Here is a 13463-nt window from a genome sequence, read left to right as displayed (position 1 = left end):
ACTTACTTGCTACCTTTACCCCGCTCATACAGCGGCATGACCTTGGGCAAGTTGGTTTGAATCTCTTGAATTCGTGAAGTACCCGATGGGTGGGTGCTGAGCCACTGGGGCGGCGCACCTTTGTTGGCGTCGCTCATTTTTTGCCACAGCGTCACGCCTGCGCGCGGGTCGTAACCAGCACGGGCCGCCAACTCCATGCCCACCAAGTCGGCCTCGGTTTCATCGTCACGGCTGAACTTCAGGTTCAACAAACCGGCGCCTTGCTTGGCCACCAAATCGGTGAGTTGCGGGTTGACGCCAAAAAACACCGAGGCCACCGTGCTGCCAATGGCCGCGAGTCCATTGGTGGCCGTGGCCTTGCCCATGCGCTCACGGGCGTGCTCGCGCAAGGCGTGGGCAATTTCATGACCCATCACCATCGCCACCTCATCGTCGGTGAGTTTGAGCTGGTTCAAGATGCCGGTGTAGAACGCGATCTTGCCGCCGGGCATGCAAAACGCGTTGATCTGGTTCGAGCCGATCAGGTTCACCTCCCACTTCCACTCGCGGGCGCGGGGATTCCATTCGTAGCTGTGCGGAATGATCTCTTTGGCAATGCGGCGCAAGCGCTGCACTTGCGGATGGTCATCGGGGCCGAGTGCATTTTTGCCAGCCGCCTCTTTCAGCATCTGGCCATATTGCTGACGCGCCGATTGCTCCACTTCACCCGCAGGCACCAAACTGGCAAACGCCGATTCTTTGCCCACCTCCACGCCGTCACGCGCCAACAACGCGCCCGAACCGAGGCCGCAGGCGCAGCCAACACAACCATAAAGAAACGCACGTTTGGTGAGCATGAAAAGTCTCTGCTTGAAAGCCTGAAAATAGAGACATGAACGATACAACAAGTCAGCTCGCTGACACGTCCGCGCCCGATAAATCAACACCGCAAACACCCAGTTGGCTGGCTGCGTTCAAGGTGTACTTGGAACCTGCGTCTTGGCGCATGTTGTGTTTGGGGTTTTCGGCAGGTTTACCACTTTTGTTGGTTTTGGGAACACTCAGTTTTCGACTGCGCGAAGCCGGCATCGACCGCAGCACGATTGGCTTTTTAAGCTGGGTCGGTTTGGCCTACGGCTTCAAGTGGGTGTGGTCGCCCTTGGTCGACCGCTTGCCGCTGCCGCTGCTCACGCGGTGGTTAGGACGGCGTCGCAGCTGGTTGCTGTTGGCGCAAGCGTGGGTGGTGAGTGGCTTGGTGGGCATGGCGCTGCTGGACCCGCAACAAGCGCTGGAGCCCGTGGTCTGGTGCGCGCTGCTGGTGGCCTTTGGCTCAGCCACGCAAGACATTGCGCTCGACGCCTTTCGCATTGAATCTGCCGATGCGCAGCACCAAGCCGCGCTCGCCGCCACCTACCAAACCGGTTACCGCCTCGCCATGATTTGGGCCGGTGCTGGCGTGTTGTGGATCGCCGCCCGTGCCGCCACCGGCCCCGAAGCCGACACAGCCTACCAACACGCAGCGTGGCAAGCCGCGTATTTGACGATGGCCGCGTCCATGAGTTTGGGCGTGTTGACCGTGCTGCTGTCGCCCGAACCTGTGCAACGGCCCATGGCCCCCGCACGCAACGCCCGCGAGTGGTTGCAAAGCGCCTTGGTCGCACCGTTTGCCGACTTCATTGGCCGCTACCGCTGGCAAGCCGCCATCATCTTGGGGCTGATCGCCATCTACCGCATCAGCGACGTGGTGATGGGCATCATGGCCAACCCGTTTTACGTGGACATGGGTTACACCAAAGACGAAGTGGCCGCCGTGACCAAAGTGTTTGGCGTGATCATGACTTTGCTGGGCGCGTTCATTGGTGGCGTGTTGTCCATGCGTTTGGGCGTCATGCGCATCTTGATGCTCGGCGCGGTGTTGAGCGCGCTGACCAACCTGTTGTTCGCTTGGCTGGCCACACGGGGGCACGATTTGACGGCCTTGGTGTGGGTCATCTCCGCTGACAACTTGGCCAGCGGCATTGCCTCGGCCGCATTCATCGCGTATTTGTCCAGCCTGACCAACGTCAATTACTCGGCCACGCAATACGCGCTGTTTAGCTCCATGATGCTGCTCGCGCCCAAATGGCTGGCCGGGTTTTCGGGCGTGTATGTGGATGCACACGGCTACGAAGCCTTCTTCACCCACACCGCGTGGTTGGGTGCGCCGGTGTTGCTGCTGGTGTGGCTAGCGTCACGGGTGTTGCCGGTGCAAGAACGTCCGCACTAACGGCACTAACGGCACTAACGGCATGAACGGCATGGGTGCCAGCGCTGAAGCCCCGTATTTACACCGTCTTTACGCAGCAGATAAGTTCAGGCCTAAGTTCACCCCGCATGATCGAAACACCATGAACACACTCTTATTGATTGAAGACGACCACCGCTTAGCCCACATGGTGGGCGAATACTTGCGGCAGTCAGGCTTTGACGTGCAACACGCCGCCAACGGGCTGACCGGACTGCGCATGTTGCAAGAGGCAGACAGCCAAAATCAAGCCATGTCGTTGGTGCTGCTCGACTTGATGCTGCCCGACATCGACGGCTTGGAAGTCTGCCGCCGCATCCGCGCCCTGCCCAGCCACTTGGCACAAACCCCCGTTCTGATGCTGACCGCCAAAGGCGACCCGATGGACCGCATCGTGGGCCTAGAAATCGGCGCAGACGATTACCTGCCCAAGCCCTTTGAGCCCCGCGAGTTGTTGGCTCGCATCCGTGCGGTGCTGCGTCGCCACGGGCCCAACGAATCACCAAGCGGTGTATCGGGCTCAGTGCATCAACAGCTCAAATTCGGCTCGCTGGAGCTGGACCGCGATGCCCGTCTTGTCACCGTTCACGGCAAAGCCTGCGAACTCACGTCTTACCAATTTGACTTGCTGTGGGTCTTGGCCGAACGCGCGGGCCGCGTGCTCAGCCGCGATCAAATCATGGAGGCGGTGCGCGGGCGCGAACTCGAAGCGTTTGACCGCTCCATCGACGTGCACATGGGCCGCATCCGTGCCGCCATTGAAGACGACGCAAAAACCCCCAAACGCATCTTGACCGTGCGTGGCGTGGGCTACGTATTTGCCAAGCAACAAGACTGACACCATGCCCTTTTCTTCCACGAACAGCCGTGCGCTACGCCTGCCTTTGTACGTCCGCCTTTGGCTCGCTGTGGTGTTGGCCGTGGCCACGCTCACGCTGCTGGCCGGTTGGATCATGCGCATGACCGCCGAACCTCCTTTGCGAGAGGTGGTGGTGCGCAACGTAGCAGGCGACATGGTGGGTAGAGGCCAAGCGCGACTGCGCCCACACGATGGTTTGCCCATCGAAGCGCCACCACTACCGCCGCCCGGCATGCCGCACCCGCCAGGGCACTTTGGCACAGGCCCAGAATTCATGGTGCACATGCACAACGGCGAGTTGATGCACATCCATTTGCCGCGTCCACCGCGCAGCTTTTGGAGCCGTCCGCCCTACGGCTTTTTCTGGACCCTCGGGCTCGTGGGCCTGGCGGTGGCGCTGGGCACCTACCCCATCGTGCGACGACTCACGCGGCGCTTGGAACATTTGCAAAAAGGCGTGGAGCAATGGGGCACGGGCAACTTGTCAGCGCGCGTGGCCGAAGAGGGCAACGACGAAGTGAGTTACCTCGCCCAACGCTTCAACCATGCAGCGGCGCACGTGGAGCAACTGGTGACCTCGCACAAATCGTTGCTGGCCAATGCCTCGCACGAGTTGCGCTCACCACTGACACGCATCCGCATGGGCTTGGAGTTGATGGGCGACACGCCCTCGCCCGCCATGAAGGCCGAAATCTCGCGCAGCGTGGGCGAGCTCGACCAATTGATTGACGAAATTTTGTTGGCCAGCCGCCTTGACGCCAAAGAGGTGGACGTGGGCACCATCGAACAGGTCGACCTCACCGGCTTGGCCAGCGAAGAGTGCGCCCGCTTCAACGCCTCGCTGGATTTGGGCGACAACCCCCAATGTCTGAGCGTGCCGGGCGTGGCCAAGCTGCTGCGCCGCATGCTGCGCAATTTGCTCGAAAACGCGCGGCGCTACGGCACCTCAGACATTCAGGTGGGGCTCGCACATGTCACCCGTGACGGCCAAGCTTGGCTGCGACTGAACGTGGCCGACCGTGGCCCCGGTGTGCCGGTGGATTTGCGCGAACGCATTTTTGAACCGTTTTACCGCCTGCCCGGCGCCAGCGAACGCGAGGGTGGCGTGGGCTTAGGCTTGGCGCTGGTGCGCTCTATCGTGCAACGCCATGGTGGTGAGGTTCACTGCGAAGACCGTGCAGGTGGCGGCGCTAACTTTGTGGTGATGCTGCCGGCTTAAAGCATTGGCACATCGGTTGGCGCAAGCTCAGAGCAGTTTGTAAACGCGCTCGGCGGACACGTCTTCCAAGCAGCGCATGTGGCCTAACGGGCAGGTGCGCTCGTAGCAAGGCGCACAGGCCAACGGCGGCTGATAGTTCGCGTCCACGCGCAGCCACACCACGCGGGCACGGTCGTTCAACGGCGGGGTGTGTTCTGGGCTGGACGAGCCATACACCGCCACTTGCGGCACGCCGAAGGCGGCAGCCACATGCATCAAACCGGAGTCGTTGCTGACCACGCGGTGCGCATTGGCGATCAAGGCAAAGGCCTGTACCAAGTTGGTGTTGCCTGCCAAGTTGTGGCAATGACCGGGCTGCTGCGCGTTGGCGATGCGGGTGATTTCTTCGGCGATGTCGTGCTCTTTGGCGGAGCCCAACACCAACACGGGACGGTCAATTTTGAGGGCCAATTCGGCAAAGTGCTTGGCGGGCCAGCGCTTGGCAGGACCGTACTCGGCACCTGGCGCAAACACCACATAGCTGTTGCGCGCCAACACCGGCAAGCTGGGGATGCGGCTCAGCTCCTCCAGCGCTTGGTCCATCAACTGCGGTGGCATTTTGAGGACGGGGCGCAAATCGCCGGTCAGCTGCATGGGCTGCTCGGGCTGCGCATGGGTCTGGCCGACCAAGCTCAGCGCGGCATACCACTCCACCATGGGCGGGCGCTCTTCAAGTTGGGGGTTGTCCAGCCGGTCGGTCAACAAACCAAAGCGCATTTCGCCGGTGTAGCCCATGCGCTTGGGGATGCGGGCTAACCAAGGAATCAGCGCGCTTTTGAGCGAGTTGGGGCACACATAGGCCGCCTCAAAGCGACCGCGCAGTTGGCGAGCCAACTTCCAGCGGCCCTTGAGCTGCAAGCCGCCGTGTTGGAACGGCATCTCAATCACTTCCGCCACACCGGGCATGGCGCGGTAGACCGGTGCAATCCAAGGCAAAGCGGCGACGGTGAGGCGCTCACCGCGCGCTGCCAAGCGGCGCAGCAAAGGCTCTGTCATCACGGCATCCCCAATCCATTGGGGGGCGATGATCAGGGCGTTTTTGGCCAGTGCTTTTTTAATGGTGCCCGCCAACGTGTTCGCCGGCTTTGAGTTTGTACACGGTGCCGCAATACGGGCACTTGGCTTCACCGGTTGAGGCCACATCCAAGTAGACCTTGGGGTGGCTGTTCCAGAGCTTCATGTCGGCTTTGGGGCTGGGGCAAAACACGCCGCCTTGACCGTTGAGGTCGCTGGCCAAGAGTTCAATGGGTTGGCTCATTGTCTGATCCTGAAAAATTTCAATCCGCGGCTTAAACCAAGGTCAACCAGTGGGCGTACTTGGGGTTGCGGCCGTTGACGATGTCAAAGAACGCGGCTTGGATTTTCTCGGTGATCGGGCCACGGCTGCCTTCGCCCAACTGGATGCGGTCGAGTTCGCGGATAGGCGTCACTTCAGCGGCGGTGCCGGTGAAGAAGGCTTCATCGGCGATGTAGATTTCGTCGCGGGTGATGCGCTTTTGCACGATCTCCAGGCCCAAATCTTTGGCGATGTGGAACACCGTGTTGCGGGTGATGCCGTTTAAAGCGCCAGCCGACAAGTCGGGGGTGTAGATCACACCGTCTTTGACGACAAAGATGTTTTCGCCAGCGCCTTCGGACACAAAGCCCGAGGTGTCGAGCAACAGGGCTTCGTCGTAACCCTCGTCGGTCACTTCCATGTTGGCCAAGATGGAATTGGTGTAGTTGCTCACCGCTTTGGCTTGCGTCATGGTGATGTTGACGTGGTGGCGTGTGTAGCTAGAGGTCTTCACGCGGATGCCGCGCTTCATGCCTTCTTCGCCGAGGTAGGCACCCCAAGTCCAAGCCGCGACCATCAAGTGGATGGTGTTGCCTTTGGGCGAAACGCCCAATTTCTTGTCGCCAATCCAAGTCAAGGGGCGGATGTAGCCGCTTTCCAGCTTGTTCTCACGCACCACATCGCGTTGCGCTTGGTTGACTTGGTCTTTGGTGAAGGGGATCGCCATGCGCAAGATCTTGGCGCTGTTGAACAGGCGGTCGGTGTGCTCTTGCAGGCGGAAGATGGCGGTGCCTTGCTCGGTTTTGTAAGCGCGCACGCCTTCAAAAGCGCCGCAACCGTAGTGCAGGGTGTGGCTCAGCACATGGATCTTGGCGTCGCGCCAATCGACCATCTGGCCGTCCATCCAGATTTTGCCGTCACGGTCAGACATGGAAGAGGGAATCACGACGCTCATGGGGTTTCCTTTGGACTTGTAAGTTAGGTCGCCAATTTGGCTGATCGACACATTTTAGCGAGCCAGCCAAGGGGTTTGGCTGACGGTCAATCGTTGGCGGACACGGTGGTGGGTTCCACGTCTTCGGCTTGGAACGGGCGATCCAGCGTCCAGCTTTGCAGCTTGCCACTCACCAAGGTGCAGCGCACCACCGATTGGCTGCCATCGCGCCAGCTGAAAATTTCGGGTTGCGCATCTTTTTCGGTCTCTGGCTGCCCCAGAGCGCGCGTCATCGCCACGATGTGCATGAGGCTCATGCCCGGTTTGAGCTTGGCGTTGAGCATGACCGCGCTGTCCACAAAGCCAATCGGGCGGTTGTTGGCGCGCTTCAAGATTTGCACCAAACGGGTGAAATACATCAGCAGCCACATGACGCCGCCGGTGAAGACCATGATGACGCCCATCCAACCCCAGCTTTGCCACGCCCAAGCGGTCAGGCCCACGGCGCCAATGGGCACCAAATATCTTTGAAAGTTCATGGGCCTTATTGTCTCAGGCTCTGCACACGATCTTCAGCGGTGTGGGTAACGCAAGGTCACCTGCAAGCCGCCCAAGTCAGCCGATCGACCCACTTGCACATCGATGTGCTGCAGGGCCGCGATGTGGCGCACGATGGACCAGCCCAAGCCACTTCCGGTGGCGACGGTACCCAACACGCGGAAAAATCGCTCGCCCAAGCGTGCGGTGTCTGCGGGGGAGAGGCCTGGCCCACTGTCTTGAACTGTCACCGTCACTTGACCCCTCGTCATGCGCTCGATTTGGATACGCACCACAGCGCCATCGGGGCTGTAACGCAAGGCGTTGTCAACGAGGTTGCGCAGCAAGATGTGCCACAAAGTGCTTTGACCGTTGACTTGCAAGGCATCAGGCGCCAGCAGCTCTAAAGTTTGGCCGCGCCGCAGGGCCTCGGGGGCAAGGTCGGCCAAGATGTGTTGTGCCAACTGGTCCAAACGAAACGGCTCAGAAGCCACATCTTGCGGACCGTCCACACGCGCCAAGGTGAGCAGCTGCTCAACCACGCGGGAGGCACGGTCACAGCCCAGCAGGGTGTCTTGCAAGGCGTGTTGGCGAACTTGATCGTTGCTGGCCGATGTGAGCGCCACTTGAGCTTGGGCGCGAATGGCGGCAATGGGTGTGCGCAGCTCGTGCGCGGCATCGGCGGTGAAGCGCCGCTCGGTTTCCATGCGCTGAGCCAAGCGTTGCAGCAAATCGTTGAGCGCATCCAACATGGGCTGCACCTCTTGCGGCGTGTCGGGCAGGCTGACGGGCGTGAGGGTTTGGGTGTCGCGCTTCAACAGCGCTTGGCGCAAGCGCTGCAAAGGCTGCAGGCCTGAGCGCACGTTCCACCACAAACCCAACAACAAAAGAGGCAGCGCAACAGTGAGCGGCGGCAAAAAGCCGCGCAGCACCGCCCGCAAAATTTCGTCACGGCTGTCTACTCGCTCGGCCACATAAATTTGCACATCGCGAGCGCGGCCCGGTGCCGCAAAGATGCGCCACGATTGGCCATCGGCCAAAGTCAGGGTGTCAAAGCCTTGCGTGTGCTTCGCCATAGGTGTGTGCGCCACATTGGGCGAATGCATGACCAAACGGTCTTCGTCAAACACTTGGTAGGCCACGCGGTGTGCGTATTTGTGCAGCGTAGGCGCTTCGAGCAAGGGCTCGTCATCGTCGGGCGTGGCGTTTTGTTGCACCACCAGCAAAGCGGCCGATTGGGCCAAGTGGGCGTCTAGCAGCTCATCTACTTCGTGTTGGGCTTCAAACCACACATACGCAGCGGTGATGACCCAGACCACCAATACCGCGCCCAAGGTGCGTGTGAGTAGGCGTTGTTGTAATGAAAATTTGGGGGGCATGGTGCTCAAACGGTTGATGTTGGCATCACGATGTAACCCACACCGCGCACGGTGTCGATCAAGCCAGCGCCCATCTTGCGACGCAGGTGGTGAATGTGAACTTCAATGGTGTTGCTCTCAACCTCGTGGCCCCACCGGTACAGATGCTGCTCCAGTTGCTCGCGCGAGAGGACGCGACCTGCGTTGAGCAACAAAGCTTGCAGCAAATCAAATTCGCGGGTGGAAAGGCTGATGGCTTCGCCCGCGCGGGTGACTTGCCGCGCGCTGGAGTCCATGATCACCTCACGCACTTGCAGCAGCGTTTGTGTTTTGCCATGGGCGCGGCGCACCAGAGCATGCAGGCGGGCAGCAAGCTCGTCCAAGTCCACAGGTTTGACCACGTAGTCGTCGGCGCCGAGGTTGAGGCCCTCGATGCGTTGGGCCACGGCATCGCGTGCCGTCAACACCAACACAGGTGTGTCGATGCCGCGCGCACGCACGGTCTTTAAGACCGCCAAACCGTCTTGGCGCGGCAAGCCGATGTCCAGCACAGCGGCTTGGTGTTGTGCGCTGAGCAACTCGCGCTCGGCAGCTATGCCATCGCGCACCCAATCGACTTGGAAGCCGCGCTGGTCTAAGCCCGCACGCAGCCCGCTGCCTAGCAGCTCATCATCTTCGGCCAGAAGTATTCGCATAACCTCGCCACATAGGTCGCAGGGCTTGTGGGCCGCGCCACACGCGCAACATCACCACCAACCCCACATGCACGCACACCACAGCCATGGCCGCGTTGCCCAAGCCTTCGTGCAATTCTTGCAGGGCATCGTTCAACCAACCATCGCCTAACAGTTCATTGTAGGTAGCCCACCCGCTGGCGATGGCCACCGCACAAAACGCATAGATGCACAGCACCGCAACGCTCAATACCCAACTGCTAGCACCCACCCAAAAGTTGCGACTCAGCCATTCGCCCTGTTTGAGTTTGTTCAGCCACACGCGCCACATCGCCACGCGTCGCAATAGCAGACCCCAGCGTGCCGAAGCCGGCCCTACCCAACCCCACACCCAACGAAATGCCAACACAGCTGCCAAGCTGTAGCCGCTGTACACATGCACCAAACGCCAATACTCTGACTCAGACGTGACATACGAAATCAAAAACGCCAACGCCATGCTGGCGTGCGCCATGCGCGTGCCCAAGTCGACCACGGGCTTCATTTTGGAATCCTCACGCGGTCTTCTTCAAAGTCGCCTTGCGCGGCATCGCGGTGGCATGCCGTGCAGTTAGCGGGGCTTTTGATGGACACACGTTTGAACGTGGCTGCACTCACCTCGCGGTGCTTGCGCTCGAACCAAGCTGAGCGGGTGATGCGGTCTTGCGGCGGTTCTTCGCGGGCGCGTTTGCCTTGCCCACCGTAGGTTTGTAGCCAGGTGTTGATTTGCTTTTGTGTGGCGGCGTCTAACGAGGCATCACTGCCGTAATGTTTGTCCAGCCCATTCATCACGCGTTGCCACGACGCCTTGGGCAACAAGTTAGGTGAGAAGGCCAAGTGGCAGCCGCCGCACTCTTGGGTGTACACCGCAGGCGGTGTGGGGCCTTTATAGCTGTCGGCCCAGACGGGTACAGCCACCCACAAGCTGGCGGCGACCGCACAGCGTATGAGGGGTGTGAAACGTGAATGCATATGAACTCCCATCAGCGTAAAGAAATGAGCCACGCCAACACATCGGCTTTTTCAGCCGCCGTGCACTCACGCGCCAGCACATCTTTGCAATTGCGGCGAAACCACTTTTCGGATTTGGCGCTGTCGGTGAAACGTTTGGCGTTGGCCGCAGGCGCGAGGGGCTCAATCGCCTTGTCGGTGCTGGCATGACGCCCACCCGACATGGGCGCTTTGCCGTGACAACTGGTGCACTCCCACTCTTGGCCGTGGCTGGCTTTGAACAACGACTCACCTTTGGCAGCATTGGCTGGCTGGCCGGCTTGGGCGGTGTAGCCCGCCAGCAACTCGGCAGGTGTGGCGGCCATCGCGTGGAGCGATGCAAAGAGCAAGAGCGCGAAGAACTTGTGAAGCATGGGTTTGTGCCTTTCAAAACCGATGCTAGTGAGCGCGTCTTAGGGTTTTCTTAAGACTGCTTCGCTTTGTCTTAAGGCTGTCTTAATGTGAGGCAGCCACACTTTCACCATCCTTTATGAATGGAGCTCGTATGTCACATGTCATCTTTAAACCCAAATTACTTGCATGGCTCATGGCTGCAACAGGTCTGTTGTCAGCCTGTGGGGGCGGCGGCACAAGCGCCAGCATCACACCCAATACAGCCGCGCTCAGCGCCGGCACCATCAGCGGACTGGGCTCCATCATCGTGAATGGCGTGCGTTACGAAACTGTGGGCTCGCAGGTGTTAGATGCAGACGATGACAGCACAGCCATCACCACCCCACTGCGCATTGGCATGACGGTGAGCGTTGAACAAAATGGCATCGACAGCGTGACCCTGCGTCCTATTGCAGGAAAAATCTGGGTGCAAAGCGGCATCCAAGGCGTGGCGAGTTACGCAGGCTCAGCGCTGACCGTGGCAGGCATGCCCATCACCACCGACACGTCCACCATCTTGCTGGACACCACCGGTGCGTTGACCAGCTTGGCTGCGCTGAACAACCAAGCTGTGGAGGTTTACGGTTTGCCGCAAGCGGATGGTTCATTCTTAGCCACCTTGGTTGAGGTCGAAACTGGCGCAACGAATGTGCAAATCGTCGGCACCGTGCAAAGCATGGACAACACCGCCAAAACGTTGGTGCTAGGCACTGCAGCCGTGCCCATTACGGTGAACTACGCGAGCATCACCCCTCCCCTCGGATTAGCAACTGGGTCTGTGATTGTTGTGAAGGCCGCCACCAGCAGCACGGCCAACGCTTACACCGTCAGCAGCCTGCAAATTCGCAGCGGGACGGCCAGCACTTACACCAGCTATGCCAGCAACTACAGTGGCACCACCCGCGTCCACAACGAACGCAATGAGTTATACGGTGCAGTGTCGGAAAAATCCTTAATTTCTAACGGCGGCAACGTCACCGGTTGCACACTGAAAGTGCAAGGCATTCAAGTGCAAGCCACCAGCGCAGCCCTGTGCGCCAGCATCATCAACGGCACCTACGTAGAAGCCAAGGGCACGCTGACCAACGGTGTATTGAACGCAACAAAAATTGAATTTGAGGGCAGCCAAGCCAATGGCTATTCAGACGATTGGAACGACAACGATTCGGACGGTTTGCACCACCGCAGCCTGTCCACCCTCAGCACGCCCACAGAGCTTCAAGTCTCTCGCAGTTTTGAAATGTATGGCGCACTCAGTTGCTCTGCTGTGAATGTGGGTTGCACGCTCACACGCGGCGCCATCACTTACAGCGCTGACATGTCGACTGCACGTTGGGATGAACATCAAGCCATCACCAACGGCTATGTAGAAGCCAAAGGCTACTTGACGGGCAACACGTTCAAAGTCATCAAGATCGAATCCAAAGACCGTCGCTACGGCGCCGGCCATGGGGACGACGACTGATCGCGATCGCGATTGCGAGAACGTTAAAGACCGCGCACCAAGTTGATGGCCTCATCCACGCGCTCCACGGCATGCACGGTCATGCCCTCAATCGGTTTTTTGGGCGCGTTGGCTTTGGGGATCAAGGCCACGGTGAAGCCCAGCTTGGCGGCCTCTTTCAAGCGCTCTTGCCCGCGCGGTGCAGGCCGCACCTCGCCCGCCAAGCCCACTTCACCAAAGGCGATGAAGCCTTGGGGCAGCGGCTTGCCGCGCAAGCTGCTTTGGATGGCCAGCAGCACGGCCAAGTCAGCGGCCGGCTCACTGATGCGCACACCGCCCACGGCATTCACAAACACGTCTTGGTCCATGCACGCCACGCCTGCGTGACGGTGCAACACGGCCAACAACATGGCCAAACGGTCGCGGTCCAAGCCCACGCTCAAACGACGGGGCGACGGGCCACCACTGTCCACCAGCGCTTGAATTTCGACCAGCATCGGGCGCGTGCCTTCAAGCGTCACCAGCACGCAGCTGCCGGGCACGGGCTCGGAATGTTGGCTCAAAAAGATGGCGCTGGGGTTGGTCACGCCCTTCAGGCCTTTTTCGGTCATGGCAAACACGCCAATTTCGTTGACGGCACCAAAGCGGTTTTTGATGGCGCGCACCAGTCGGTAAGTGGAATGCGTGTCGCCTTCAAAGTACAGCACGGTGTCGACCATGTGCTCTAACACACGCGGCCCCGCCAACGCGCCTTCTTTGGTGACGTGGCCCACCAACACCACCGCTGTGCCGGTGGACTTGGCCATGCGCGTGAGGTGGGCCGCGCATTCGCGCACCTGCGCCACAGAGCCCGGTGCGCTGGTGAGTTGGTCGGAATACACGGTTTGGATGGAGTCCATCACCACGATGGAGGGTTGCAGTTTGTCCACCGTGGCCAGCACTTTTTCGAGCAAGGTTTCGGCCAGCACCTGCACTTGGCTGTGGTCCAGCCCCAAGCGACGCGAACGCAGTGCCACTTGCGCGGCCGACTCTTCGCCCGTCACATACAAGGTGCGCATGCCGCTGCGCTGCAAACCGTCCATCGCCTGCAACAACAAGGTGGATTTGCCAATGCCGGGGTCGCCACCGATCAGCACCACACCCCCTTCAACCATGCCGCCGCCCAGCACGCGGTCTAACTCTTCTTGACCCGTGGGCGTGCGTGGCACTTCGGCTGCTTCAATGTCCGACAGCGTGGCCACTTCGGCACTGGGCGCGAGGGCCGCCATGCCTGCGTAGCGGTTTTTGGTGGGGCCGGTGGCGTCCACCACGCTCTCGACCAAGGTGTTCCAAGCGTTGCAACTCGGGCATTTACCCAGCCATTTGGGGCTGGTGCCGCCGCATTCGGTGCAGATGTAATGTGTTTTTTCTTTGGCCATAGGGGCTCAAGTGTGCCTGA

The 13463-nt window shown here is 60.1% G+C and carries 15 protein-coding genes; 4 read left to right on the top strand and 11 right to left on the bottom strand.

Features of this window, described 5'->3' with window-relative positions; translation table 11 throughout:
* Positions 1-2: 2 nt before the first annotated feature.
* Positions 3-836, bottom strand: a complete 834-nt coding sequence (locus C5F52_RS27955; RefSeq protein ID WP_104801655.1) for a M48 family metallopeptidase — start codon at positions 834-836, stop codon at positions 3-5.
* 35 nt (positions 837-871) lie between these two features.
* Here C5F52_RS27955 and C5F52_RS27950 point away from each other — a divergent pair, with 35 nt between their 5' ends.
* The 3 genes from C5F52_RS27950 (at position 872) to C5F52_RS27940 (ending at position 4341) form a co-directional block, all read left to right on the top strand.
* Complete coding sequence (locus C5F52_RS27950; protein WP_104801654.1) at positions 872-2245, top strand: AmpG family muropeptide MFS transporter; 1374 nt, start codon at positions 872-874, stop codon at positions 2243-2245.
* Between the two features lie 121 nt (positions 2246-2366).
* Positions 2367-3101: a response regulator gene (locus C5F52_RS27945; RefSeq protein ID WP_104801653.1), complete on the top strand. Its 735-nt coding sequence runs from the start codon at positions 2367-2369 to the stop codon at positions 3099-3101.
* Between the two features lie 4 nt (positions 3102-3105).
* Entirely contained in the window at positions 3106-4341 is a 1236-nt protein-coding gene (locus tag C5F52_RS27940) for a HAMP domain-containing sensor histidine kinase (RefSeq protein ID WP_104801652.1), read from the top strand.
* A 27-nt stretch (positions 4342-4368) separates the two neighbouring features.
* On the opposite strand, the gene waaF is transcribed toward C5F52_RS27940, so the two are convergent.
* The 9 genes from waaF to C5F52_RS27895 all read right to left on the bottom strand — a co-directional run bounded on the left by waaF (position 4369) and on the right by C5F52_RS27895 (position 10562).
* A complete protein-coding gene (waaF, locus tag C5F52_RS27935; RefSeq protein ID WP_255416409.1) occupies positions 4369-5451 on the bottom strand; it encodes a lipopolysaccharide heptosyltransferase II in 1083 nt (360 codons plus the stop codon).
* Positions 5435-5638 (bottom strand): zinc-finger domain-containing protein, encoded by a 204-nt coding sequence (locus tag C5F52_RS27930; RefSeq protein WP_104801650.1) that lies wholly within the window; start codon positions 5636-5638, stop codon positions 5435-5437. Before C5F52_RS27930 ends, waaF begins: the two co-directional genes overlap by 17 nt.
* 31 nt (positions 5639-5669) lie before the next feature.
* Positions 5670-6611 (bottom strand): branched-chain amino acid transaminase, encoded by a 942-nt coding sequence (locus C5F52_RS27925; RefSeq protein ID WP_104801649.1) that lies wholly within the window; start codon positions 6609-6611, stop codon positions 5670-5672.
* Positions 6612-6697: 86 nt separating this feature from the next.
* Positions 6698-7129, bottom strand: coding sequence for a glycerate kinase (locus C5F52_RS27920; RefSeq protein WP_104801648.1), 432 nt, complete (start codon positions 7127-7129; stop codon positions 6698-6700).
* 33 nt (positions 7130-7162) lie between these two features.
* Positions 7163-8506, bottom strand: coding sequence for an ATP-binding protein (locus C5F52_RS27915; protein ID WP_104801647.1), 1344 nt, complete (start codon positions 8504-8506; stop codon positions 7163-7165).
* Between the two features lie 5 nt (positions 8507-8511).
* Positions 8512-9180 (bottom strand): winged helix-turn-helix domain-containing protein, encoded by a 669-nt coding sequence (locus tag C5F52_RS27910; protein ID WP_104801646.1) that lies wholly within the window; start codon positions 9178-9180, stop codon positions 8512-8514.
* Positions 9155-9703, bottom strand: a complete 549-nt coding sequence (locus C5F52_RS27905) for a cytochrome b/b6 domain-containing protein (RefSeq protein WP_104801645.1) — start codon at positions 9701-9703, stop codon at positions 9155-9157. Before C5F52_RS27905 ends, C5F52_RS27910 begins: the two co-directional genes overlap by 26 nt.
* Positions 9700-10170, bottom strand: coding sequence for a diheme cytochrome c (locus C5F52_RS27900; protein ID WP_236658037.1), 471 nt, complete (start codon positions 10168-10170; stop codon positions 9700-9702). The genes C5F52_RS27905 and C5F52_RS27900 overlap by 4 nt, the downstream gene beginning before the upstream one ends.
* A gap of 11 nt (positions 10171-10181) precedes the next feature.
* On the bottom strand, positions 10182-10562 hold the full coding sequence (locus C5F52_RS27895; RefSeq protein WP_104801643.1) for a DUF1924 domain-containing protein: 381 nt from the start codon (positions 10560-10562) through the stop codon (positions 10182-10184).
* Positions 10563-10693: 131 nt separating this feature from the next.
* On the opposite strand from C5F52_RS27895, the gene C5F52_RS27890 reads away from it, so the two are divergent.
* A complete protein-coding gene (locus C5F52_RS27890) occupies positions 10694-12046 on the top strand; it encodes a DUF5666 domain-containing protein (RefSeq protein ID WP_104801642.1) in 1353 nt (450 codons plus the stop codon).
* A 23-nt stretch (positions 12047-12069) separates the two neighbouring features.
* On the opposite strand, the gene radA is transcribed toward C5F52_RS27890, so the two are convergent.
* A complete protein-coding gene (gene radA, locus C5F52_RS27885) occupies positions 12070-13443 on the bottom strand; it encodes a DNA repair protein RadA (protein WP_104801641.1) in 1374 nt (457 codons plus the stop codon).
* Positions 13444-13463: the final 20 nt, after the last annotated feature.

Source organism: Limnohabitans sp. TS-CS-82 (assembly GCF_002943475.1).
Note: the sequence above shows the minus strand (reverse complement) of the source record. Positions and strands in the feature narration are given on the sequence as shown.

Bases quoted from the DNA above. Each gene is read 5' to 3' on its own strand.
- C5F52_RS27900 (WP_236658037.1), bottom strand. From the start codon at position 10,170: ATGCATTCACGTTTCACACCCCTCATACGCTGTGCGGTCGCCGCCAGC.
- C5F52_RS27905 (WP_104801645.1), bottom strand. From the start codon at position 9,703: ATGAAGCCCGTGGTCGACTTGGGCACGCGCATGGCGCACGCCAGCATG.
- C5F52_RS27910 (WP_104801646.1), bottom strand. From the start codon at position 9,180: ATGCGAATACTTCTGGCCGAAGATGATGAGCTGCTAGGCAGCGGGCTG.
- C5F52_RS27930 (WP_104801650.1), bottom strand. From the start codon at position 5,638: ATGAGCCAACCCATTGAACTCTTGGCCAGCGACCTCAACGGTCAAGGC.
- C5F52_RS27955 (WP_104801655.1), bottom strand. From the start codon at position 836: ATGCTCACCAAACGTGCGTTTCTTTATGGTTGTGTTGGCTGCGCCTGC.
- C5F52_RS27940 (WP_104801652.1), top strand. From the start codon at position 3,106: ATGCCCTTTTCTTCCACGAACAGCCGTGCGCTACGCCTGCCTTTGTAC.
- C5F52_RS27895 (WP_104801643.1), bottom strand. From the start codon at position 10,562: ATGCTTCACAAGTTCTTCGCGCTCTTGCTCTTTGCATCGCTCCACGCG.
- C5F52_RS27890 (WP_104801642.1), top strand. From the start codon at position 10,694: ATGTCACATGTCATCTTTAAACCCAAATTACTTGCATGGCTCATGGCT.
- C5F52_RS27945 (WP_104801653.1), top strand. From the start codon at position 2,367: ATGAACACACTCTTATTGATTGAAGACGACCACCGCTTAGCCCACATG.
- radA (WP_104801641.1), bottom strand. From the start codon at position 13,443: ATGGCCAAAGAAAAAACACATTACATCTGCACCGAATGCGGCGGCACC.
- C5F52_RS27950 (WP_104801654.1), top strand. From the start codon at position 872: ATGAACGATACAACAAGTCAGCTCGCTGACACGTCCGCGCCCGATAAA.
- C5F52_RS27915 (WP_104801647.1), bottom strand. From the start codon at position 8,506: ATGCCCCCCAAATTTTCATTACAACAACGCCTACTCACACGCACCTTG.
- C5F52_RS27925 (WP_104801649.1), bottom strand. From the start codon at position 6,611: ATGAGCGTCGTGATTCCCTCTTCCATGTCTGACCGTGACGGCAAAATC.
- C5F52_RS27920 (WP_104801648.1), bottom strand. From the start codon at position 7,129: ATGAACTTTCAAAGATATTTGGTGCCCATTGGCGCCGTGGGCCTGACC.